Raw genomic sequence first — 23,806 nt, 5'->3', positions numbered from 1 at the left:
GCCGCACAGCGGACCGTTCCCGGCGGGCGCGCCACCCGACTTCTGTGAACTTCAGTGGGCCGACACCCCGGCCCCGCGGGGGTGTCGGGGGCCGCGGCCGGTCGGGGCGGTGAAGAGCGACTTCGGCAGCAGCCTGGCCAGCAGCCGGGCGCGGGGCTCGCAGGAGGCGTGCAGGGCCGCCCGCACCGTCGCGCCGTCCTCCTCCAGCGTCTCGGCCGCGCCGGGCACCGGAGCGTAGCGCGCGCTCTCCTCGGCCGCGACGATCCGCCGCAGCGCCTCCCTCGCCGGTTCGGGCAGGCGGCCGCGCGCCTCCAGGCGGCGGCCCACCGCGCGCGGGCTCTCCGCCGGGTTCCAGCCGATCCCCAGGTCCACGGCGTCGTCGCGCAGCTCCAGCCACGCGGCGCGCGAGCGCGCCGGCGCGCTCGCCGCCCGGGACCAGCGCAGCCGCCGGACGAGCAGCCGCACCAGCGCCGGCGCGGCCGGCAGCAGCGCCGCGACGCAGACCACGAGCACCGCGGGCCACGGGCCGCCCGTCTCGGAGCCGGCCCCCTCCGACGCGGTGTCCTGCGCCTCGGGCGCCCGCCCCGGCGTGGCCGAGGGGTCCTGCTCCTCCTGCTCCTCCTCCCCGGCCGGCTCCTCGGGCTCGTCGCCGTCGGCGGGGCCCTCCGGCGCCGGGCGCTCGACCGGAGCGGGTACCGCGTAGTCCGGCACGTTCGCGCTGTCCTGCCCCGCCGAGGAGGAGGGCGTCGGCTCGAACCGCAGCCAGCCGTGGCCCTCGAAGTACAGCTCCGGCCAGGCGTGGGCGTTGCGCTCGGTCACCATCCACCGGCCATCGGGCATCTCCTCGCCGGAGGTGTAGCCCACCGCCACCCGCGCGGGGATGCCGGCCTGCCGCGCCATGACGGCCATCGCGGCGGCGAACTGCTCGCAGTAGCCGATGCGGCTGTCGAACAGGAAATAGGGCAGCGGGTCGGCGCCGCGGGGGATGCCGGGCGGTTGCAGGTCGTAGGTGAACCTGCCGTCGGTGAACCAGTCCTGCAGCGCCACCGCGCGGGCGTGCGGGCCGGAGGCGTCGGCGACGATCGACTCGGTCAGCGCGTCCACCCGCGGGTCCATGCCCTCGGGCACCTCCAGGTAGCGCTCGTCCACGGCCGTGCCGGAGAAGGGCGCGGCATCGGCGAGGTCGCCGCGGTCGGGGTCGGGGGCCGCCGCGGTCACCTCGTAGGTGAGCCCGCCGGCCTCGCTCCGGGTCGAGAAGACCATCAGCGTCTCGGGGTCGACGAACCAGTCGCCGGCGACCGACACCGTGCGCGCCGGATAGGGCAGCGGCAGGAAGTCCATCCGCTGGGCGGCGCTCGACACCGTGATCTCGGTGGTCGCCGCGTCATCCGCCGACCCCCAAAGTCCGGGCGGCTCGGGCAGCGGCGAGTCGTCCAGCCGGTCCCGCGGTGACGCCTGCACCGGCGACATCGTCCAGTTCTCGCCGTCGAACGTGTCGAGCACGTGCATGCGCAGGTACTCCGGCCTGGCCTGGGAGGTCTGGTACTCCAGGACGCGCCGGTCGGCCGGCGAGGTGAGGTCGCGCCGCAGCGTCACCAGCGGGTGCGTGGTGGCCACCGTCTCGCCGTTGCCCCGGGTCCCCGAGGCCAGCGCGAACACCGCGTCGTTGACCAGCCAGGGAGCGGCCATCGGCAGCACCAGGGCCAGCGCGACCGCGAGCACGGCGGTGCGGACGCTGGTGAACAGGTGGCGGCCGGCCCCGCGGTCGGCGCTCCGGCGCCGCGATCCGGGCGGGCCCGCGGCCGGGCGGACCGGGATCCCCCAACCCGAGGCCCGGTCCCAGCCGTCGACGGTCAGCAGGAGCAGGTAGCCGGCGCAGGCCAGGGCGAACGCCATCCAGCCGATGCCCTCGTTGTGCACCGACAGCGGGACGAACAGCAGCGCGAGCAGGGCCAGACCGCTCAGCGCGGCCGCCCGCAGCGTCACGGCCGCGAAGTCGACCAGGATCGCGAGGAAGCCGATGCACAGCGCGGTCACCAGGCCCACCCCCTCGGAGGCGCGCACCGGAGTGGGGTTGAACCGGATCTCGGCCAGACCGGCGCCGGTCAGGCCACGCATCGCCTCGATGGAGTCCGGGGTGGGGACGAACCCGAGCAGCGCCGACTCGGAGGCGTGCATCCAGTTCAGGGCGGTGACCACCACCAGGGCCTGCGTGAGCGGCAGCAGAACCCCGGGCAGCCGCGCGGCCCGGCAGACCAGGCCGGTCGCGCTCACGCACACCACGGCCAGGACCGCGCCGCCCCACCAGCCCGGGTCGGCGAACAAGGGGTGCAGCAGCGGCAGCGCGCACAACGTGGTCGCCATCGCCGCGAGCGTGATCCGCACCTTCACGTCTGGTCTCCCTGTTCGGCGGTGCCCGCTCACCCGGCGCGCGCGGCGAGGCCGCGCCAGGCTCCGGGCAGTTCCTGGGCGGTGTCCGGTTCGAGCACGCGCCATCCGGCCCCGGTCAGCAGCTCGCGGGCCCGCTCCCGCGCGGCGGGGGCCGGCCAGGCCGCCCCCCGGCACAGCACCGCGACGCAGCGGCCCTCCCGCGCGCCGCGCAGGCCGGCGAGCGCCTCGGCCTCGCCCTCGCCGACGGCCCCGAGCACCGCGATGGCCAGGCCTCTGCCCGTCGCGGCGGCGTTCTCCAGCATTGCGATCCCGGTGTGCAGGCCGGTCGACGACGACGGCCGCGCGACGGCGAGGGCGTCGAGGACCGCGTCCTCCCGGCGCAGCGCGGTGATCTCGGTGTCGTTGGTCAGGAAGCGCAGCTCCTGGCCGCGGCCGAGCAGGTGCACGGCGATCGACCCGGCCATGCTGACCGCGGCTTCGAGGGAGGAATCGGGGCCGGCGCCCGCGTGCGCGCTCTCCCGCAGGTCCAGCAGGACAGCGCTGTGCTCGCGCCAGGGCTGCTCCTCCCTGCGGACCATGAGCTCCCCGCGCCGGGCGGTGGAGCGCCAGTGCACCCGGCGGACGTCGTCGCCGTGCCGGTACTCGCGGGGCACGGCGTCGTCCTCTCCCGAGCTGGACATGGAGCGGGCCCGGCTCTCCCCGCTGTCGGCGGAGTCGCCCCTGGGCACCGGCCCCGGCAGCGCCACGATGGTCGGCGTCACCAGCAGCGCCATGCTCGCCCCGACGTGCCGGACGAGCTGCACGCAGCCCAGCGGGTCGCGGAAGTGCAGCGCCACCGGGCCGATCGGGTAGCGCCCGCGCACGTGCGAGCGAACCCGGTAGGTGAGCTCCCGGCTCTGGCCGGGGCGCAGCCGCCCGGCGTTGAAGCGGGGCGGTTCACCCAGCGCGTAGGGCAGGGTGTCGGCCACCAGCACGGTGCCCGTGGGCAGCACCGGCGAGGCGTTCGTCAACCGGATGAGCACCCGGGAGTCGCCGCCGGCCATGACTCGGGCGGGGGCGAGGGCGCGGGTGTGGGTGACGTTGCGCGGCACCCGGGCCACGGTCAGCGCCGAGATCACGGGCAGCGCGACCACGAACACGCCGACGCGCAGCAGGTCGCGCTCGCCGACCAGGAGCGCACCCACCGCGGTCGCGATGCCCACGCACAGGAAGACCCTGCCGCGCAGGGTCAGGGAGCGCAGCAGGATCACGTCGCCGCCTCGGGCGGGGCCGGACGGAGCGGGGACCGATCCTCGTTCATGGGATACCTGGGGTGGGGACGTGGGCGGTCGGCGCGGTCGCCGCCCCGCCGGGGACGGGGGCGGCGGCCGCGCCCGCGGACGGTTTCAGCGGCGGTCGGGGACCGGCAGGCGGGCGACGAGGTCGCTGACGACCTGCTCGGGCAGGCGGCGTTGGAGCTGGGCCTCTGGGCTGGGCAGCAGCCGGTGGGCCAGGACGGGGACGGCGAGGTCCTGGACGTCGTCGGGGACGACGTAGTTGCGGTCGCCCAGCGCCGCATAGGCGCGGGCCGCACGCACCAGGTGCAGGGTGGCGCGCGGGGAGGCGCCCAGGCGCAGGGCCGAGGAGGTGCGGGTGGCCGCGACCAGGTCGACCGCGTAGCGCCGGATCGCGGGGGAGACGTGGACGGTGCGCACCCGGTCGATCATGGCGCGGAGGTCGGGGGTGCCGGCCACGGGGCGCAGCCGCTCCAAGGGGGAGGCGGAGCCGTGGGTGTCGATCATGTCCAGCTCGGCCTGGGCCGAGGGGTAGCCGATGGCGATGCGGGCCATGAACCTGTCGCGCTGGGCCTCGGGCAGGGGGTAGGTGCCCTCCATGTCCACCGGGTTCTGGGTGGCCACCACCATGAACGGCCGCTCCAGCGGCCGGGTGGTGCCGTCGACGCTGACCTGCCCCTCCTCCATGCACTCCAGCAGGGCCGACTGCGTCTTGGGGGAGGCGCGGTTGATCTCGTCGCCCACGACGATGTTGGCGAACACCGGGCCGGGCTGGAACTCGAACTCGCGCCGCTGCTGGTGGTAGGCGCTGACCCCGGTGATATCGCTGGGAAGCAGGTCGGGCGTGAACTGGATGCGGTGCACCGTGCAGTCCAGCGACCGGCCCAGCGCCTTGGCCAGCATCGTCTTGCCGACGCCGGGGATGTCCTCGATGAGCAGGTGCCCCTCGGCCAGCAGCACGGTCAGCGCGATCCGCACGATCTCGGACTTGCCCTCGATGACCGTCTCGATGGCCGACCGGATCCGCTCGGCGGTGCCCAGGACCGCGTCGACGTCGTCCCGGGCTCCGTCGCCGTGCACGTTAAACCGCGTGTCGAGTGACACGTGTCCCCTCCCGCCGCGCCTGCCCTGTCGCCTTGAGGCTAGGCGTAAAGCAGGGGTTTGCAAACCAAAACGACCGATCTGGACGGTCCCCGCCGGTCTCCGCGGCCGGCGGCTCCCTCCGCGACTCGCCCGAGCCGCGCCGTGGGACATTTTCCCAGGTCGTCCGCCAACGCGGCGCGCCGAACGGCGTTCCACTCCGCTCCACCCGCCCTGACCTGCGTGTTTCTTAATGATCTTGAGTCGTGGCGGGGGTTGAATCTGTTGACCGTGGGGGATAGTGGAGTACAGTGGGGCACCGTGGAGCAGGGGACTGCTCCACGGGGGACGTGGAGGTGGGGCCGGTGTTTCTCGGCACCCACTCCCTGCGCCTCGATGAGAAGGGACGGCTGTTCCTTCCGGCGAAGTACCGCGACGAACTGTCGGGGGGGCTGGTGATCACGAAGGGCCAGGAGCGCTGCCTCTATGTCTTTCCCGTGCACGAGTTCCAGCGCATCACCGAGGCCCTCCGATCAGCTCCCGTCACCGCCAAAGCAGTGCGCGACTACAGTCGCGTCTTTTTCGCCAGCGCGTCCGATGAGGTCCCCGACAAGCAGGGGCGGGTCACCGTCCCGTCCGGCCTGCGCTCCTACGCCGGTCTGGACCGGGACGGAGTGGTCATCGGGGCCAACACGCGCCTGGAGATCTGGGACGCACAGGCCTGGGCCGCTTACGAGGCCGAACAGGAACAGGTATTCGCGGATCTGTCGGAGGAGGTGTTGCCGGGGGTGCTGTGACTGCGCGGCATCGCCGCGTCGGCCTCGACAACCGGCGCCGCGATCCGGAGGAGTCACGACCAGTCAAGCCCTGTCTGGTTCGGGCCTTCAGACGCGACCGCGTGCTAGCTGACGCATCTTCCCCGGCGCCAGGTGGCCGCCGCGAGGATTCCCGCGCGGCGAAGATCGCGTCTGGAGGCCAGACCGGACGGGCCGCCCCGGGGCCGACCGCCCATTGGGACCTCCCGCCTCCGCGCCATGCCGACCGGCTGCGCGAACGGCGACGCCCAAGCGGACGTCCGCCATTCGGGGCCGTAGGAGACCACGCCGGGCCGCGCGCGGCGGTTCCGGAGCAACGAGGGGGCAGGGGCAGCGTGTTGATGGGCGATGCGGAGGCCGCGCACATCCCGGTCATGCTGGACCGGATCGTGCGGCTGCTCTCACCGGCCCTGTCCGCGCCGGGGGCCGTCGTCGTCGACGCGACGCTGGGCCTGGGCGGCCACTCCGAGGCGCTGCTGTCCGCCCACCCGGGCCTGCGCCTGGTCGGCGTCGACCGCGACCCCAGCGCGCTGGCCCGCAGCGAGCGGCGGCTCGCCCCCTTCTCCGACCGCACGGACTTCGTCCACGCGGTCTACGACGACGTCCCCGGGGTGCTCGACGACCTCGGCATCGCCGAGGTCCAGGGCGTCCTGCTCGACCTCGGCGTCTCCTCGCCCCAGCTCGACGAGGCCGACCGCGGCTTCGCCTACTCCTACGACGCGCCGCTGGACATGCGGATGGACCGCACCCAGGCCCGCACGGCGGCCGACGTCGTCAACACCTACTCCGCGGCCGAGCTCGCCCGGATCCTGCGCGTCTACGGCGAGGAGCGCTTCGCCGGCCGCGTCGCCCAGGCGATCGTCCGGGCGCGCGCGGGCGCGCCGATCGACTCGACCCGGCGCCTGGCCGACCTCGTCCGCGACGCCATCCCCGCCGCCACCCGCCGCACCGGAGGCAACCCGGCCAAGCGCACCTTCCAGGCGCTGCGCATCGAGGTCAACGCCGAACTCGCCATCCTGGAGCGCACCCTGCCCGCCGCCGTCTCCCGGCTGGCGGTGGGCGGGCGCATCGCCGTGCTGTCCTACCACTCGCTGGAGGACCGCATCACCAAGCGCGCACTGGCCGCGCTCGCCACCGACACCACACCGCCCGACCTGCCCGTCCCCCTGCCCGACCGGCAGCCGGAACTGCGGCTGCTGACCCGGGGGGCCGAGTCGCCGCCGGAGGAGGAGAACGTCCGCAACCCCCGCGCCGCGTCGGCCCGGCTGCGGGCCGCCGAGAGGATCCGGGAGCCGTGAGCGGGCGGTTCCGCGGTGAAGGAGGAACGCGTTCCCCGCGGCCCCGCGGCGGCAGGGCCGCAGGGGGGCGAGACGAGTGACAGGGATTCGGGAGGCCGCATGAGCACCGCGACCGAGGGCCAGGCACGCCGCGGCGGGGAGCAGACCGGGTCGGCCGTTCGCGCGGGCGGCAGGACCGCTGCGCGCCGCACCGCGGCGCCCGGGTCCGGGACCCCCCGGACTCCCCGGACCGGTCGGGTCGGTCGGCCGCGCCCCGTGGCCCGGACCTCCACCGGGCCGGCCGTCCGGGAGCGCGCGGGCGCGGGCCACGCGCCGAGGGTGCCGTTCGTGCTGCTCATCCTCGCGCTGCTCGGCGGCGCGATGATCTGCCTGCTGGCGCTGCGCACGGTGCTCACCGAGGACACGTTCACCGCCAGCCGCCTGCTGCAGGAGAACAGCGAGCTGTCCGACCGGGAGCAGGCGCTGCGCGAGCGGGTGCTGCACGCCGAATCCCCCGAGGTGCTGGAGGAGAGGGCCCGGGAGCTCGGCATGGAGCCCGGCCGGGCACCGTACCTGATCGACCCGGAGACCGGCGAGATCATGGGCGGCGGGGGGACCGGGTCGGCGCAGGACCTGCCCGGAACCCAGGAGCAGGCCGACGCCGGCTCCGCCGAGGGCCGGGAGTGACCGGCTCGTTGCGACCAGAGCACAGGCCGGCGGGCTCCGCCGTCGGCACCACCCCCCGGAGCCAGTTGTGAGCGCACCCCGCGACCCACGTCCCCGCGACCCCCGCAGACCAGGGGCGTCGGCGCGAGGCGGCAAGGGGCCGTCCTCGCGTTCCTCCGGCGCCCAGGGGCGCCCCCGCCGGCCCGCCGACCCGGCGAAGCGGCGCTCGCCCCGCCAGGGCCGCACGGCCGCCGCGGCGGGTCCGCCGCCGCGGCGGCCGGCCCGCGCGCCCTCCGGCGGCGGGAGCGGCCGGATCCCCCCGCTGCGCCGGCGGTTCCGCCGCGGCGATCCCGGCCGGCGCATCAGGATCGCCGTCGTCCTGATGGCCGCCGTGCTGCTGGTCTTCGCCGGCCGGCTGGTGCAGATCCAGGGCATCGACGCCGCGACGTACGCGTCCAAGGCCTCCGACATGCGCCTGGCGACGATCGACATCCCCACCACGCGCGGTGAGATCACCGATGCCGACGGCAACGCCTTCGCGATGTCGGTCGAGGTCCACACCGTCTACGTCGACCCGGTCGACGTGGACCCCGACGAGCGCGACCGGGTCGTCGAGGAGCTGTCCGAGCGCTTCGACCTCGATCCCGGCGAGGTGGCGGCCAAGGTCGACGCGGAGCCGAGCCGCTACCAGGTGGTCCAGAAGGAGGTCCCGCCGAGGCAGTGGAAGGAGCTCGACGCGCTGGACCTGCAGGGCGTCGCCGCCCACCCCGACTACAAGAGGGTCTATCCCGAGGAGAGCGGCGCGGCCAACCTGGTCGGCTTCGTCGGCGCCGACAACCACGGCCTGGAGGGCCTGGAGAGCGTCATGGACGACACCCTCGCCGGCGAGCCGGGCAAGCAGCAGGCCGAGATCAGCCCCGGCGGCACCCGGATCCCGATGGCCGGGGGGCTGGCGAAGGAGCCGGTGCCGGGCCGGGATGTCCGGCTCACGCTCGACCAGGACATCCAGTGGCACGCCCAGCAGGCCCTGGCGGACCGGGCCGAGGACCTGGACGCCGAGGGCGGCAGCGCGATCGTGATGAGGCCGACGGGCGAGATCCTCGCGATGGCGAACCACCCGACCTACGACCCCGACGACATCGCCGCCTCGACCCCCGAGGAGCGCGGCAACGGGGCCGTGGCCGACGCCTTCGAGCCGGGCAGCACCAACAAGGTCATCACCGCGGCCGGCGCGCTGGAGGAGAACCTGACCACGCCCGACACCGTCTACACGGTGCCCTACGCCATCCAGCGCTACGACCAGACCTTCAGGGACTCCCACTACCACGAGACCCAGCGGCTGACCCTGAACGGGATCATGGCGACCTCCAGCAACACCGGCACGATCCAGGTCGCCGAGCAGCTCGGCGCCGACCAGTTGTACAACTACCTCGGCAAGTTCGGCTTCGGCAAGCCCACCGGCCTGGACCTGCCGGGGGAGAACGCCGGCATCCTCACCGACCCCGACGACTGGTGGGGCACCCAGCTCCCGTCGATCTCCTTCGGCCAGGGCATCTCGGTCAACGCGGTGCAGATGGCCAGCGTCTACGCCACGATCGCCAACGACGGCGTCCGGGTCGAGCCCACGGTCGTCGCCGGGACCGTCGACGAGGCGGGCGAGTTCACGCCGTCGGAGGACCCCAAGAAGGAGCGGGTGGTCAGCGCCGAGACCTCCGACCAGCTCAAGCTGATGCTGGAGGCGGTCACCGGCGAGCACGGAACGGCCCAGCAGGCGCAGATCCCCGGCTACCGCGTGGCCGGCAAGACCGGCACCGCCAACCGGGTCGACCCCGAGACCGGTGGCTATGAGGGGGGCGGCTACACCAGCATGTTCGTCGGCATGGTCCCGGCCGGCGACCCCGAGCTCATCGTCCAGGTCGTGCTGCACGACCCCAAGGAGGAGTACTACGGCGGCGAGGCGGCGGCCCCCGTCTTCACCGACGTGATGTCGTTCTCGCTGAAGACGATGCAGATTCCGCCGACCGACACCGAGGCGCCGGGGATCCGGCTGTTCGAGTAGCGGACCCGCGCGCCGCCGGATTAACCCCGTGCAGGTCCCAGCCGATAACCTCTCGACGTGCCACCGGAAATGCGACCTGACCAGAACCAGCTCCGCCCCTTGTCCGAACTCGCCAGGCTGCTGGGATCGGACGGCTTCCTCACCTGCATGGATCCCGCCGAACCCCCGCTGAGCGCCGACGCCGGCGCCGCGGTCGGCACGGGGGACGACGGCGGCGTGGGCGACGTGACCGAGACGACGATCACGGGCATCACGCACGACTCGCGCAGGGTCCGCCCCGGTGACCTGTACGCGGCGCTGCCCGGGATGACGGCGCACGGCGCCGACTACGCCGGGCAGGCGGCCGACGCCGGGGCCGTGGCGATCCTGACCGACCCGACCGGCTACGACCGCGCGGCGGCCACCAAGCTCCCGGTCCTCACCGTCTCCGACCCGCGCGCCCGCCTCGGCGAGGTCGCCGCCTGGGTCTACGGCCACCCGGCCGACGAGCTGCTGCTGATCGGCACCACCGGCACAGCGGGCAAGACCACCATCAGCTACCTGGTCGAGTCGGGGCTGCGCGCCGCAGGCCTGCGCACCGGCCTGATCGGAACCGTCGAGATGCGGGTGGGCGACGAGCGGGTCGACTCCTCGCTGACCACACCGGAGGCCACCGACCTGCACGGCCTGTTCGCCGTCATGCGCGAGCGCGGCGTCACCGCCGCGGCCATGGAGGTCTCCAGCCACGCGCTGGCGCTGGGCCGGGTCGGCGGCGCCCACTACGACGTGGCCGTGTTCACCAACCTGTCGCAGGACCATCTGGACTTCCACTCCGACCTGCGCGAGTACTTCGACACCAAGGCGAAGCTGTTCGCCCCCGAGTACGCCAGGATCGCGGTGATCAACCGCGACGACCGGTTCGGGCGCGCGCTCGTCGACATGGTGGCCGCCCGCGGCGAGGTGCCGGTGACGACGTTCTCCGCCGAGGGCGACCCCGAGGCCGACTGGCGCGCCGCCGACGTCGTGCTGGGCGCCGAGGGCAGCACGTTCCGGGTGGTGGGCCCCGGCGGCATGGAGGCCGAGGCCTCGGTGCGGCTGCCCGGCCCGTTCAACGTCTCCAATGCCCTGGCTGCGGTGGTCGGGCTGGTCGAGGCCGGCATCCCGCTGGCGGCCGCCCTGGAGGGCGTCGCGGCCGCGCCCGGCGTGCCCGGCCGGATGGAGCGGGTCGACGAGGGGCAGAACTTCACCGCGCTCGTCGACTACTCGCACAAACCCGGGGCGATCGAGGCGGTGCTGACGTCGCTGCGCCCGGTCACGGAGGGCCGGCTGACCATGGTCGTGGGCTGCGGCGGCGACCGCGACCGCGCCAAGCGCCCGCTCATGGGGGAGGCCGCGGCCAGGCTGGCCGACGCGGTGGTCCTCACCAACGACAATCCGCGCAGTGAAGATCCGATCACGATCCTCACCGCCATGCTGGAGGGCGTCGCGGCGGTCCCCGTCGCGCAGCGGGCCGACATCAGCGTCGAACCCGACCGCGCCACCGCCATCGAACTGGCCGTGGAACGGGCCAAGCCCGGCGACGTGGTGGTCGTGGCCGGCAAGGGGCACGAGCGCGGCCAGTACGTCGCAGGTCAGGTGCTGCCCTTCGACGACAGGGAGGCGCTGCGCGACGCGCTGCGCTGGCGCGCCGGCGGACGGTAGGGGCCGACCCGGCGCGGGGAACCCCGCCCCGGGAGTCCCCGCGCGTCCTCGTGGCCACCGATCTCACTCGCGCCACATTCCGTCCAGCGCGCAACTCCGGTAACCAAACATGTTCTAAGGTAGGTCCGGCAATTGCAGCCCGGCACCGTGGCGTCTCCACGCCCCCTTCGGCTCACGCACAGTGCTTCTGGATTTCCCGTATTCCATGCTGTCCGCAGTCAGGGCGCCCAAGGCGCGGTGGACCGGGCCCGACATGAGGAGTGGATTTGATCGCGCTGACGCTCGATCGGATCGCTGAGATCACCCAAGCGCGCACACGCGGATCGGCGCAGCCCACGGACAGTGTCACCGGCCCGGTCGTCATCGACTCGCGGCAGGCAGGCCCGGGCTCGCTCTTCGTCGCGCTGGGTGGCGAGCGGGTCGATGGCCATGACTTCGCCGACGCGGCCGTCGCGGCCGGTGCGACGGCGGTGCTGGGATCCCGGCCGGTGGCGGCCCCCCAGTTGCTGGTCGACGGAGGCGACGCCGAGGTCGTGGCCGCGCTGGGACGTCTGGCGAGGGCCGTGGTCGAGGAGCTGCCCGGAGCCGACGTCGTCGGCGTCACCGGATCATCGGGCAAGACGACCACCAAGGACCTGTTGGCGCAGGTGCTGGGCCGCCTCGGCCCCACCATCGCGCCGGCCGGCTCGTTCAACAACGAGATCGGCCACCCGCTGACGGTGCTGCGCGCCGATGAGAGCACCCGGTTCGTCGTCCTGGAGGTCGCGGCCCGCGGCATCGGGCACATCGCGCACCTGTGCTCCATCGCGCCGCCGAGGGTCGGCGTCGTGCTCAACGTGGGCAGCGCCCACATGGGCGAGTTCGGCAGCCGCTCGGCCATCGCCCAGGCCAAGGGGGAGCTCGTCGAGGCGCTTCCGGGCGCGGAGCAGGGCGGTGTGGCCGTCCTCAACGCCGACGACGACGCGGTGATCGGCATGGCCCCGCGCACCGGCGCCAGGGTCGTCTCCTTCGGACTGGCCGAGCACGCCGACGTGCGCGCCCGCGACGTGGAGCTGGACGGCTCCGGTCGCGCGGGCTTCACGCTGGAGCTGGGCGGCCGCAGCGCGGCGGTCCGACTGGCCCTGGTCGGAACCCACCAGGTGCACAACGCCCTGGCCGTGGCGGCCGTGGCGGCCGAGTCCGGCATGGACGTCGAGGAGATCGCCGCCGCGCTGGGCGAGGCCGGACCGGTCAGCCGCTGGCGGATGGAGGTCACCGACCGCTCCGACGGCGTCACCGTCGTCAACGACGCCTACAACGCCAACCCCGAGTCCATGGGGGCCGCCCTGCGCACGCTGCAGGTGCTGGCGCAGCGGCGCCGCTCCTTCGCGGTGCTCGGGCACATGGCGGAGCTGGGCGACACCCACGATGCCGAGCACGAGCGCATCGGCCGGCTGGCCGCCGAGACCGGGGTCGACGTGCTCATCGCCGTCGGGGAGCAGGCGGCGCCCATCGCCGACGGCGCGCGAGGCGCCGCCGCGTGGCGGGGCGAGACCCTCCGGGTCGCCGACGCCGAGCAGGCGGCCGCGGCGCTGCGCGAGCGGCTGCGGCCCAAGGACGTCGTCATGGTGAAGGGATCGCGCGTGGCCGGGCTGGAACAGGTAGCCGAGCAGCTCACCTCCGAGGAGGCCGCCAAGTGACCGGTATTCTCGTCGCCGCGGCGCTCTCCCTCCTGGTCTCCCTGCTGACCATGCCGATGGTGATCAGGATCCTGTACCGGTTCAAGTTCGGCCAGGAGATCCGCGACGACGGCCCCGAGGGCCACAAGACCAAGCAGGGCACGCCCACCATGGGCGGCATCGTCATCATCATCGGCGCCGTCATCGGCTACTTCGGCGCGCACCTGGCGGCGCTGACCCGGCCGACCGTGTCCGGCCTGCTGGTGATGTTCCTGTTCGTCGGCCTGGGCTGCGTCGGCTTCCTGGACGACTTCATCAAGATCTACAAGCGGCGCAGCCTCGGCCTGCGCAGCAGCGCCAAGATGGCCGGGCAGGTGATCGTCGGCGTCGGCTTCGCCGTCGGCGTCACCCAGTTCCCCAACAACTACACCTACACCCCGGGTTCGACGCACCTGTCCTTCCTGCGCGACTTCGGGCCGCCGCTCATGATCGTGGTGTTCGTGATCTGGGCGCTGATCCTCATCGTCGCCACCTCCAACGCGGTCAACCTGGCCGACGGCCTGGACGGCCTGGCCACCGGCGCCACCATCCTGTCCCTGGTCGCCTACGTGATCATCGGCAACTGGCAGTTGCGCCAGAGCTGCGTCAACGCCCTGGAGCCCAACTGCTACACCGTGCGCGACCCGCTGGACCTCGCGGTGGTCGCCGCGGCCGGCCTCGGCGGCTGCATCGGCTTCCTCTGGTACAACGCCCCGCCGGCCAAGATCTTCATGGGCGACACCGGCTCGCTGGCGCTGGGCGGCCTGCTCGTCGGCCTGGCCATCACCACCCGCACCCAACTGCTGCTGCTGATCATCGGCGGCCTGTTCGTGCTCATCACGCTGTCGGTGATCGTCCAGGTCGGCTCCTTCCGGCTGACCGGCAAACGGGTGTTCCGGATGGCCCCGTTGCAGCACCACTTCGAACTCAAGGGCTGGGCCGAGACCACGATCGTGATCCGGTTCTGGATCATCCAGGGCCTGTTCGTCGGCATCGGCATCGGCCTCTTCTACCTGGAATGGATGCCGCGGTAACCATGGGCACCACGTTCGACAGCGCCGAGGACCTGGCCGGCCGGGCGGTCTGCGTGACCGGGCTGGGGGTGTCCGGCCCGCCCGTGGTCTGGGCGCTGCTGGCCTGCGGCGCGCGCGTGACGGTCGTCGACGGCCGCACCGACGAGGCGACCCTGCGGCTGGCGCGGGGGCTGCGCGAGGAGGGCGCCGAGGTGGAGCTCGGCGACGACGGCCCCCAGGCCCTGCCCGAGGGCGCCGAGCTCGTCGTCACCTCTCCCGGCTGGCGGCCCGAAGCCCCGCTGCTGGCCGCGGCGGCGCGGGCCGGCATCGAGGTCATCGGCGACGTCGAACTGGCCTGGCGGCTCAAGCCCGCCGGCCAGATCTGGCTGGCCGTCACCGGCACCAACGGCAAGACCACCACGGTGCGGATGCTGGAGGCGATCCTGCGCGCCGACGGCCGCAGGGCCAGGGCCGTGGGCAACGTCGGCACGCCCGTCATCGAGGCGGTGCTGCCCGATGCCGACGGCGCGGCCGACGACGTCCTCGCCGTCGAGCTGTCCAGCTTCCAGCTGCACTGGTCGTCGTCGCTGCGCCCGCACGCCGCGGTCGTGCTCAACGTCGCCCCCGACCACCTCGACTGGCACGGCGGGCTGGAGCCCTACGCCATGGCCAAGGGCAGGGTCTACGCGCCCGGCACGGTCCGCGTGGTCAACTCCGCCGACGCGTGGTCGCGCCGCCTGGCCGCCGAGCACGGCGACCCGGCGGCCCGGCTGGTCGGCTTCAGCCTGGACACCCCGCGCCCCGACGAGCTCGGCGTCGTGGAGGACCTGCTGGTGGACCGCGCCTTCGTCGCCGACCCGCGCAGCAGCGCGGACGAGCTGGCGAGCCTGGCCGACGTCGTTCCGGCGGCCCCGCACAACGTCGCCAACGCGCTGGCCGCGGCCGCGCTGGCGCGCTCCGTCGGCGTGGCGCCGGAGTCGGTGCGCGCCGGCCTGGCGGCCTTCGCGCCCGAACCGCACCGGATCTCCCACGTGGCCGACATCGGCGGCGTGGCCTACGTCGACGACTCCAAGGCCACCAATCCGCACGCGGCGGCGGCGTCACTGGCGGCCTATGAGCCGGTCGTGTGGGTGGCGGGCGGCCTGCTCAAGGGCGCCGACGTCGAGGACCTGGTGGCCGCGGCGGCCCCGCGGCTGCGCGGCGCCGTGCTGCTGGGGGCCGACCGCGCCCGGCTGCGTACGGCCCTGGCCGCGCACGCCCCCGGCGTCGCCGTGGTCGACGTCGAGCGAACCGACGAGGGCGCGATGGCCGAGGCCGTCGCCGCGGCGGCGGGGCTCGCCCGCCCCGGCGACACGGTGCTGCTGGCGCCGGCCGCCGCGTCGATGGACATGTTCGCCGACTACAACGCGCGCGGTGACGCCTTCGCCGCCGCAGTGCGCGAACTGCGGGCCTGACCCCGCGGCCGGGCCCGGGTCGGCGGAGGTATCCGGCGTCACACCAGAAAAAACCCAACACGCGGGTAATGTCCGACGGGCCGGGGGCCCCTGCCGCCAGACTTGGTCGACGCTGGGACAACCACGGCGCGGGTAGGAGTGGCACATGGCGGTACCGGTCTCTTCCGCCACCGGGACCGGACGCGGCCGGAAACCGGTGACCCGGTTCCTCCGGTCGGCGGGACCGGACGCGGCCGGGAGCCGGGGATGACGGCCCTGAGCGGACTGTGGGCCCTGCCGCGCAGGCTGGACCGCCCGCTGACGTCCTACTACCTGATCTTCGGCAGCAGCGCGCTGCTGGCCGCGCTCGGCCTGGCCATGGTGCTCTCCTCCTCGATGGTGGACTCCTACACCGAGACCGGGTCGGCGTTCTCGCTGTTCCAGAAGCAGCTCATGGCCGCGGCGATCGGCCTGCCGCTGATGGTGCTGGCCTCGCACATGCCGCTGAAGGTGTTCCGGCTGGTCGGCTACCCGGCGATGCTCGCCTCGGTCGCGCTGCTGGTGCTCACCGTCTTCCACGGGCAGGAGTACTACGGTGCGACGCGCTGGCTGGAGATCGGCGGCGTGACGGTGCAGGCCTCGGAGCCGGCGAAGCTGGCGTTCGCGCTGTGGGGCGCCACCGTGCTCGCCCGCAGGGAGGAGCTGCGGCAAATGGTGGAGTGGCGCCAACTGCTGTTCCCCCTGCTGCCGGGGTGCGGCGTGCTGGTGCTGCTGGTGCTGCTCGGCAACGACCTGGGCACCACGTTCGTGCTGCTGGCGATCTTCCTGGCGCTGCTGTGGGTGGTGGGAGCCCCGGGCCGGCTGTTCATCGCCATGTTCGGACTGGTGGCGCTCCTGGTGGGGATCATGATCGCGGTCGAGCCCTACCGCATGGCGCGGCTGACGTCCTTCCTCAATCCCGAGGCCGACCCGCACAACACGGGCTTCCAGCTGCTGCACGGCTTCTACGCCCTGGGCACGGGCGGCCTGTTCGGCGTGGGGATCGGCCACAGCAGGGAGAAGTGGGGCTTCCTGCCGCACCCCGAGAGCGACTTCATCTTCGCCATCATCGGCGAGGAGCTCGGCCTGATCGGGACGCTGATCGTCGTCGGGCTGTTCGGTGTCCTCGGCTACGCTGGGCTGCGCGTGGCGTCGCGGGCCGACGGCCCGTTCGTGCGGCTGGCCGCGGCCTCGGTCACCTCGTGGATCGTGGTCCAGGCGCTGGTCAACATCGGCACGGTCATCGGCGTGCTGCCCATCACGGGCATCCCGCTGCCCCTGGTCTCGGCCGGAGGCTCCTCCCTGATCCCCACGATGCTGGCGCTGGGCATCCTGCTGGCCCTCGCCAAAAGGGAGCCCGACGCCCGCAGGACGCTCGCCGCTCGCGGTCCCGGCCGCGTGCAAAGGGCTCTAAGCTGGCTTGGCCTGGACGATGTCGGCGAAGGCGGGAAAACCGCCCCCGGCGCCCAGGACAGAAACGGATCGCGTCCCACGCAGGTTCAAGCGAGGAGGAATCGGCGACGATGAGGGTAGTCCTCGCCGGAGGCGGCACGGCCGGGCACATCGAGCCCGCACTGGCCCTGGCCGACGCGCTGCGGCGCGTCAATCCCGACACCCGGGTCCTGTGCCTGGGCACCGAACGGGGACTGGAGACCCGGCTCGTCCCCATGCGGGGCTACGAGCTGGGGGAGATTCCGGCGGTTCCGCTGCCGCGCAGACTGACGCCGCAGCTCCTGTCGGTCCCGGGCAAGCTGGCCAACGCCATCGGCACCGCCTCCGGCCACCTGGAGCGCATGGGCGCCGACGTGCTGGTCGGCTTCGGCGGCTATGTGGCCACGCCGGGCTACCTGGCGGCCCGGCGACGCCGGATCCCGATCGTGGTGCACGAGGCCAACCCGCTGCCGGGCCTGGCCAACCGGCTCGGCGCGCGGCTGACCCCGCACGTGTTCACCGGGCACCCCCACACCGAGATCCGCAACGGCCGCTACATCGGCATCCCGTTGCGCGAGCAGATCTCCACGCTGGACCGGCTGGCGGCCGGCGACAAGGCCCGCGCCCACTTCGGGCTCCGCCCCGACCTGCCCACGCTGCTGATCTTCGGCGGCTCCCAGGGGGCCCAGGCCGTCAACCAGGCCGCCTTCGACGCCGCCGACGACTTCTGCCGCGCCGGCGTGCAGGTGCTGCACGTGGTCGGGCCCAAGAACGCCGACGAGCCCGAGGACCGCACCCGCGACGGCGTCCCCTACGTGGTGGTGCCCTACGTCGACCGGATGGACCTCGCCTACGCCGCCGCCGACGTCGCCATGTGCCGTTCGGGCGCGATGACCTGCGCCGAGCTCACCGCCGTGGGCCTGCCGGCCGTGTTCGTGCCGCTGCCCATCGGCAACGGCGAGCAGCGCCTCAACGCCGAGCCGATCGTGCAGGCCGGCGGCGGTCTCATGGTCGACAACTCCGATCTGACCCCGCAGTGGATCCGGGAGCAGATGCTGCCGCTGCTGACCGACACCGACCGCGTCGTCGCCATGTCGGAGGCCGCGGCCAAGATGGGCCGCCGCGACGCCGACGCCGATCTGGCGCGCGAGGTCATGGCCATCGCCCGCGGCGAGAAGGCCACCCCGAAGATGCCCGTCGACGACTCCGACGACGGCCTCGACCTCTACGACGACGGCAAGGACGCCCGATGAGCCTGGTCCAGCCCACTGATCCGGTCGAGGTCGGCAGGCTCGGCCGGGTCCACTTCGTCGGCATGGGCGGCGTGGGCATGTCCGGCATCGCCAGGGTGCTGCTGCAGCGCGGCGTCGAGGTCTCGGGCAGTGACGCCAAGGACGGCCCGCTGCTGCGCCAGCTCGCCGAGCTGGGCGCGGTGACCCACGTCGGGCACGCCGCGGGCAACGTCGGCGACGCCGACACCCTGGTGGTGTCCTCGGCGGTCCGCGAGGACAACCCCGAGCTCGCCGAGGCCCGCGAACGCGGCCTGCGGATCCTGCCGCGCGCCGCGGCCCTGGGCGCGCTGCTGCTGGACCGGCGCGGCGTCGCGGTGGCCGGCACGCACGGCAAGACCACCACCACCTCGATGCTCACCGTGGTGCTGCAGCACCTGGGGGTCGAGCCCGGCTACGTCATCGGCGGCAGCCTCGTCACGACCGGGCTGGGCGCCGACGCCGGAGCGGGCGACGTGATCGTGGTCGAAGCCGACGAGAGCGACGGCTCCTTCCTGATGCTCCGGCCCAGGATCGCGGTGGTCACCAACGTCGAGGCCGACCACCTCGACAACTACGGCGGCCTGGAGGAGATCCACGCCAACTTCGCCGCCTTCGTCGACCGGGTCGCCGAGACCCTGGTGGTGGGCATCGACGACCCCGGAGCGCGCAAGGTCGCCGAGGTCGCCAGGGAGCGCGGCCGGCGGGTGCGCACCTACGGCGAGGCGCCCGAGGCCGAGTACCGGGTGAGCGACGTCCGGGCCGACGGCTTCACCACCTCCTTCACGCTGACCGCGCCCGGCTCCGAACCGGTGCGCTGCGCCATCGCGGTGCCCGGGCGGCACAACGTGCTCAACGCCGCGGCGGCCGTCGCCGCGGCCGACGAGCTCGGCCACGACCCGGAGGTGGCCGCCGACGGGCTGGCCCGCTTCACCGGGGCCGCCCGGCGCTTCGAGTTCAAGGGCGAGGCCGGCGGCGTGCGCGTCTACGACAGCTACGCCCACCACCCCACCGAGATCGCGGCCGACCTCACAGCGGCGCGGGCCGCTTTGGAGAGCGAGGCGGGCCGGCGGGAGACGGGCGGCGCACGGGGCAGGGTCGTGGCGCTGTTCCAACCCCATCTATACAGTCGCACCCGGATCTTCGCCACCGAGTTCGCCGAGGCGCTCACCCTGGCCGACGAGGCCGTGGTGCTGGCGATCTACGCGGCCAGGGAGGACCCGGAGCCCGGCGTCACCGCCGAGCTCATCACCGGCCGAGTCGGGCACGAGCGGGTGCACCACCGCCCGGACAAGGCCGGCGCCGTCGTGCAGGTCGCGGACCTGGCGCGGCCCGGCGACATCGTGCTGACCATGGGCGCGGGCGACGTCACCGAACTCGGCCCCGAGATCGTCGAGGCACTGGGCGGCTCCGGTGGCCCGAGGCCGGGGGACCCGGCCTGAGGGATCTCGTGACCCCGGGGCCGGCACGGCGGGACGAGGGAGGCATGCGGTGGAGGGTTCCGAGGAGGCCGTCGCCCGGGCGCGCCGCTCCGACCCGTGGAAGGCCGCCTTCGTCGTGCTGCTCATCGTGGCGGTGCTCGCCGTGGTCACTTGGGTGCTCCTCGGCTCGCGGCTGCTCGTCGTGCGCGACGTCGAGGTCACCGGAGCCGGCCGGTTGGACTCCGGCGAGGTGGTCTCGGCCGTCGACGTGCGCACCGGCACCCCTCTGGCCCGGGTCGACACCGCCGCGGCCGCGGCCCGGGCGGAGGAGCTGCGGCTGGTGGAGTCGGCCACGGTCTCGCGGGGGTGGCCGGCCACGCTGCGGGTGGAGGTCGTCGAGCGCACGCCTGCCTTGAGCGTCCGGGTCGGCGACGGCTACCGGCTGGTGGACCACGACGGCGTCCACATCGAGGACACCGGCGAGCCGTCCCCGGGCCACCCGCTGGTCTCGGTCACCGGGGAGGTCGAGGGCAACCCCGCCGTCGCCGAGGCCGCGGCCGTCGTCGAGGGCCTGCCCGCCGCGATCCTGGACGACGTCGAGGAGATCGAGGCGACCGACCGCTCCGAGATCACCCTGCGGCTGGGCAACGGGGCGAGCGTGATGTGGGGCGACAGCGAGCGCACCGAGAAGAAGGCCGGGATCCTGGAGATCCTGATGCGCGAGCACCCGCCGAGCGAGGAGCGGCGCTACGACGTCAGCGCCTCCGATGTGGCCGTCGTCAAATGACGACCGGCGACGGCGGCCGGTGCGATGACATGCGCGACGCGCCGGGCGCGCGCATCGCCTCCGTGCGCGACACGCCGATAGGCTGAGCTCGTCATTAGTTGCCCGGTGGCGGGACCTCGGCCTACTGTCGGAAAGCACCACCTTTAGTTGACATAAGTATGGACTTGCACCATGAGGCGAGCGCGGGCGGACAGCTCGGACGCACTCGCCGACCCCCGATCCCCATGGGACCGTGACCGGCCGGTGCCGGCCCCGGGATCCGAAGCGATAACCGAGAACACTGCAGAACCGGACAGCCAGTGAACCGGTCCGGCGGTGGGGCGGAGGAACGCCCCGTGGCGGCGGACCGGCACAGTTGGCAAGAAGCGAGCGGAAAGGCCCCTCGTCGTGGCAGCACCGCAGAACTACCTCGCGGTCATCAAGGTCGTCGGCATCGGCGGCGGCGGTGTCAACGCCGTCAACCGGATGATCGAAGAGGGACTCAAGGGCGTCGAGTTCATCGCCATCAACACCGACGCTCAGGCGCTGCTCATGAGCGATGCCGACGTCAAGCTCGATGTCGGCCGCGAACTCACCCGCGGACTGGGCGCGGGCGCCAACCCCGACGTCGGCCGCAAGGCCGCCGAGGACCACCGCGAGGAGATCGAAGAGGTCCTCAAGGGGGCCGACATGGTCTTCGTGACCGCGGGCGAGGGCGGCGGCACGGGCACCGGCGGCGCGCCGGTGGTCGCCAACATCGCCCGATCGATCGGCGCGCTGACCATCGGCGTGGTCACCCGCCCCTTCGGCTTCGAGGGCAAGCGGCGGGCCACCCAGGCCGAGTCGGGCATCGCGATGCTGCGCGAAGAGGTCGACACGCTCATCGTGATCCCCAACGACCGGCTGCTGTCCATCTCCGACCGCCAGGTCAGCGTGCTCGACGCGTTCAAGGCCGCCGACCAGGTGCTGCTGTCCGGTGTTCAGGGCATCACCGACCTCATCACCACGCCCGGCCTGATCAATCTGGACTTCGCCGACGTCAAGTCGGTCATGTCCGGCGCCGGATCGGCCCTCATGGGCATCGGTTCGGCCCGGGGCGACGACCGCGCGGTGGCGGCGGCCGAGATGGCGATCTCCTCGCCGCTGCTGGAGGCCAGCATCGACGGCGCCCACGGCGTCCTGCTGTCCATCCAGGGCGGCTCCGACCTGGGCCTGTTCGAGATCAACGAGGCGGCCCAGCTGGTCGCCAACTCCGCGGCCCCCGAGGCCAACATCATCTTCGGCGCCGTCATCGACGACGCGCTGGGCGACGAGGTTCGGGTGACCGTCATCGCCGCGGGCTTCGACGAGCCCAGGGTGGAGGCCGCTCTCCCCCCGAAGGCGGCCGCGGTGCCGCCCGATCCCGCCCCGCGGGAACCGGTCGCCCCGCCGCCGGCCCGGCCGGAGCGCCCGGTCCAGCCGCCGGCCGCCGAGGCGCCGGCCGCGCCCTCCAGGCCCGAGCCGGTGCGGCCGGTCCGCGAGGAGCCGCAGGCCCGCCCCGCCCCGGCGCCGGTGAGCGAGCCCGAACCCGAACCCGAGCCCGAACCGGCCCCGGAGCCGCCGCGGGCCGAGGAGATCTCCGAGCCGGAGCCGCAGGAGCAGGCCGAGCCGGAACCGGCCGTGGAGGAGGAGCCCTACCAGACCCCCAACATCCGTGCGGTGGGCGACAACGGCTACGGCCCGGTCCGCCGGACCGGGACGGAGAGCCCCTTCTCCCGCTCCAGCGAGATCCCCACCCCCCGACGCCGGGTGATCTTCGACGAGGGCGACGACCTGGACGTCCCGGACTTCCTGAAGTAGCGGCGGCAGCGCGGGCGCCCGCGCTGCCGCGATCCCCACCGATTCGGCGGCGCGCTTCGCTGAACCGCCGCCGAACGGCTTTCCTCCCCTCCCTCTCCCAGGAGAAGCAGTCCCCACGATGAGTGCCGTGATCGAGCTGGCGCCGGGCTATCGGGCCGGCTTCACCCAGCGCTATGACGGGGGCGTGAGCGCAGCGCCCTACGACACGCTGAACCTCGGGACGGGGGTGGCCGACGACCCCGAGGCCGTGGCGGAGAACCGCAGGGCCGCGGCCGCCCGGTTCGGTTTCGACCCGGAGCGGGTCGTCTGGATGAACCAGGTGCACAGCGCCGACGTCGCGGTCGTGGCCGAGCCCGGCGAGGTCGAAGCGGTGGACGGCGTCGTCACGACCCGTCGTGACCTGGTGCTGGGCGCGCTCGCGGCGGACTGCCTGCCGATCCTGGCCGCCGATCCGGTGGCGGGCGTGACCGCTGCGGCCCATTCGGGCCGGCTCGGGACGGCCAAGGGCGTCGCGACGGCGCTGGTGCGGGAGATGGTCGGCCAGGGCGCCGACCCGGGGCGCATCGCCGTCGCGCTGGGCCCATCGATCTGCGGCGAATGCTACGAGGTGCCGCCCGGAATGCAGGAGGAGGTGCGGCGCGCCGTGCCGGAGGGAGCGAGTCGCACCCGCAAGGGGACCACGGGGGTCGACATGCGGGCCGGTGTCACCGCGCAGTTGCGCAGGGCCGGAATCGGTCAGATCGTCGCCGACGAGCGCTGCACGCTGGAGACCCCCGAACTCTTCTCCCACCGCAGGCAGGCGCCGACGGGGCGCCTCGCCGGCTACGTGTGGCGGTCCTGACGTGGCCGGGGATGCGGACCGCGGGGCGGACCCGGTGCCGCGCGCCGAGCTGATCGCCGCCAACCTCGCCGACGTGCGCGCACGGGTGGCCGCGGCCTGCGCCGCGGCCGGACGGCGGCCCGAAGATGTGAAGATCATCGCGGTCACGAAGACCTATCCGGCCTCTGACGTGCGCATCCTGGCCGGGCTCGGCATCACCGACGTCGGGGAGAACCGGGACCAGGAGGCCGCACCGAAGGCGGCGCAATGCGGTGATCTCGGTCTCAACTGGCACTTCGTCGGTCAACTCCAGACGAACAAGGCGCGCTCGGTGGCGCGCTACGCCGATGTCGTCCACTCGGTGGACCGCGACCGGCTGGCCAGGGCGCTGGGCGCCCGGGCCCGCGCCGAGCGGCGCGAGCTGACCTGCCTGGTCCAGGTCAACCTGGACCCGGAGTCGGTGGAGGGCGTGCTCGGGCCGCGCGGGGGAGCGGACCCGCGCGACGCCATGGCCGTCGCCGCGGCCATCGACGCCGAGGAGGGCCTGCGGGTCGGCGGGGTGATGGCGGTCGCGCCGCGCGAGGGGGAACCGGGTGAGGCGTTCGACCGTCTGAACTCGGTCGCCTCTCGGGTCCGGGATCGCTACCCTCGTGCCACGGTGGTCTCCGCGGGGATGAGTGGCGACTTCGAGACCGCGATCGCCGGGGGAGCGACACACCTGCGTCTGGGTGCGGCGTTGCTCGGCGACCGCGAGCCGAACGTGGGGTAATGTCCCCACATGGACCTTGGCGCCCATGCTGTGGAGTTCGCCCGTCGAGGCGATTTTTTTCGGTGTGG

General features: G+C 73.7%; 18 protein-coding genes. 15 read left to right on the top strand and 3 right to left on the bottom strand.

The window, feature by feature from the left end:
* Positions 1-51: 51 nt before the first annotated feature.
* The 3 genes from HDA32_RS18545 to HDA32_RS18535 form a co-directional block, all read right to left on the bottom strand.
* Positions 52-2,391 (bottom strand): transglutaminase TgpA family protein, encoded by a 2,340-nt coding sequence (locus tag HDA32_RS18545; protein WP_179644389.1) that lies wholly within the window; start codon positions 2,389-2,391, stop codon positions 52-54.
* A 29-nt stretch (positions 2,392-2,420) separates the two neighbouring features.
* Entirely contained in the window at positions 2,421-3,641 is a 1,221-nt protein-coding gene (locus HDA32_RS18540) for a DUF58 domain-containing protein (protein ID WP_179644387.1), read from the bottom strand.
* 135 nt (positions 3,642-3,776) lie between these two features.
* Positions 3,777-4,769, bottom strand: a complete 993-nt coding sequence (locus HDA32_RS18535) for an AAA family ATPase (RefSeq protein WP_179644386.1) — start codon at positions 4,767-4,769, stop codon at positions 3,777-3,779.
* A gap of 341 nt (positions 4,770-5,110) precedes the next feature.
* On the opposite strand from HDA32_RS18535, the gene mraZ reads away from it, so the two are divergent.
* The 15 genes from mraZ to HDA32_RS18460 all read left to right on the top strand — a co-directional run bounded on the left by mraZ (position 5,111) and on the right by HDA32_RS18460 (position 23,738).
* Positions 5,111-5,542 carry a division/cell wall cluster transcriptional repressor MraZ gene (gene mraZ, locus HDA32_RS18530; protein WP_179644385.1) on the top strand — a complete coding sequence of 144 codons (432 nt, stop codon included), beginning with the start codon at positions 5,111-5,113 and terminating at the stop codon, positions 5,540-5,542.
* Between the two features lie 359 nt (positions 5,543-5,901).
* Positions 5,902-6,858, top strand: coding sequence for a 16S rRNA (cytosine(1402)-N(4))-methyltransferase RsmH (gene rsmH / locus HDA32_RS18525; protein WP_179644384.1), 957 nt, complete (start codon positions 5,902-5,904; stop codon positions 6,856-6,858).
* 99 nt (positions 6,859-6,957) lie between these two features.
* Positions 6,958-7,524 carry a cell division protein FtsL gene (gene ftsL, locus HDA32_RS18520; RefSeq protein WP_179644383.1) on the top strand — a complete coding sequence of 189 codons (567 nt, stop codon included), beginning with the start codon at positions 6,958-6,960 and terminating at the stop codon, positions 7,522-7,524.
* Positions 7,525-7,591: 67 nt separating this feature from the next.
* On the top strand, positions 7,592-9,562 hold the full coding sequence (locus HDA32_RS18515; protein WP_179644382.1) for a peptidoglycan D,D-transpeptidase FtsI family protein: 1,971 nt from the start codon (positions 7,592-7,594) through the stop codon (positions 9,560-9,562).
* Between the two features lie 69 nt (positions 9,563-9,631).
* Complete coding sequence (locus HDA32_RS18510) at positions 9,632-11,242, top strand: UDP-N-acetylmuramoyl-L-alanyl-D-glutamate--2,6-diaminopimelate ligase (RefSeq protein WP_179644381.1); 1,611 nt, start codon at positions 9,632-9,634, stop codon at positions 11,240-11,242.
* A 266-nt stretch (positions 11,243-11,508) separates the two neighbouring features.
* Positions 11,509-12,921, top strand: a complete 1,413-nt coding sequence (locus HDA32_RS18505) for a UDP-N-acetylmuramoyl-tripeptide--D-alanyl-D-alanine ligase (RefSeq protein ID WP_179644380.1) — start codon at positions 11,509-11,511, stop codon at positions 12,919-12,921.
* A complete protein-coding gene (gene mraY, locus HDA32_RS18500) occupies positions 12,918-13,973 on the top strand; it encodes a phospho-N-acetylmuramoyl-pentapeptide-transferase (RefSeq protein WP_179644379.1) in 1,056 nt (351 codons plus the stop codon). The genes HDA32_RS18505 and mraY overlap by 4 nt, the downstream gene beginning before the upstream one ends.
* Entirely contained in the window at positions 13,958-15,406 is a 1,449-nt protein-coding gene (gene murD / locus HDA32_RS18495) for a UDP-N-acetylmuramoyl-L-alanine--D-glutamate ligase (RefSeq protein WP_376766969.1), read from the top strand. The genes mraY and murD overlap by 16 nt, the downstream gene beginning before the upstream one ends.
* Before the next feature lie 246 nt (positions 15,407-15,652).
* Positions 15,653-16,951: a putative lipid II flippase FtsW gene (gene ftsW, locus HDA32_RS18490; RefSeq protein ID WP_179644377.1), complete on the top strand. Its 1,299-nt coding sequence runs from the start codon at positions 15,653-15,655 to the stop codon at positions 16,949-16,951.
* Positions 16,948-18,108: an undecaprenyldiphospho-muramoylpentapeptide beta-N-acetylglucosaminyltransferase gene (gene murG, locus HDA32_RS18485; RefSeq protein WP_179644376.1), complete on the top strand. Its 1,161-nt coding sequence runs from the start codon at positions 16,948-16,950 to the stop codon at positions 18,106-18,108. Before ftsW ends, murG begins: the two co-directional genes overlap by 4 nt.
* A complete protein-coding gene (murC, locus tag HDA32_RS18480) occupies positions 18,105-19,565 on the top strand; it encodes a UDP-N-acetylmuramate--L-alanine ligase (RefSeq protein WP_179644375.1) in 1,461 nt (486 codons plus the stop codon). Before murG ends, murC begins: the two co-directional genes overlap by 4 nt.
* Before the next feature lie 49 nt (positions 19,566-19,614).
* Positions 19,615-20,331, top strand: coding sequence for a cell division protein FtsQ/DivIB (locus tag HDA32_RS18475; protein ID WP_179644373.1), 717 nt, complete (start codon positions 19,615-19,617; stop codon positions 20,329-20,331).
* Positions 20,332-20,718: 387 nt separating this feature from the next.
* Positions 20,719-22,149 carry a cell division protein FtsZ gene (ftsZ, locus tag HDA32_RS18470; RefSeq protein ID WP_179644372.1) on the top strand — a complete coding sequence of 477 codons (1,431 nt, stop codon included), beginning with the start codon at positions 20,719-20,721 and terminating at the stop codon, positions 22,147-22,149.
* Between the two features lie 118 nt (positions 22,150-22,267).
* On the top strand, positions 22,268-22,990 hold the full coding sequence (gene pgeF, locus HDA32_RS18465; protein ID WP_179644370.1) for a peptidoglycan editing factor PgeF: 723 nt from the start codon (positions 22,268-22,270) through the stop codon (positions 22,988-22,990).
* Between the two features lies 1 nt (position 22,991).
* On the top strand, positions 22,992-23,738 hold the full coding sequence (locus HDA32_RS18460) for a YggS family pyridoxal phosphate-dependent enzyme (protein WP_179644369.1): 747 nt from the start codon (positions 22,992-22,994) through the stop codon (positions 23,736-23,738).
* Positions 23,739-23,806 lie beyond the last annotated feature (68 nt).

The organism is Spinactinospora alkalitolerans, assembly GCF_013408795.1.
GTDB classification, from domain to species: Bacteria; Actinomycetota; Actinomycetes; order Streptosporangiales; family Streptosporangiaceae; genus Spinactinospora; species Spinactinospora alkalitolerans.
The sequence above is the reverse complement of the archived record's forward strand: the minus strand, read 5'-3'. Positions and strand labels throughout refer to the sequence as shown.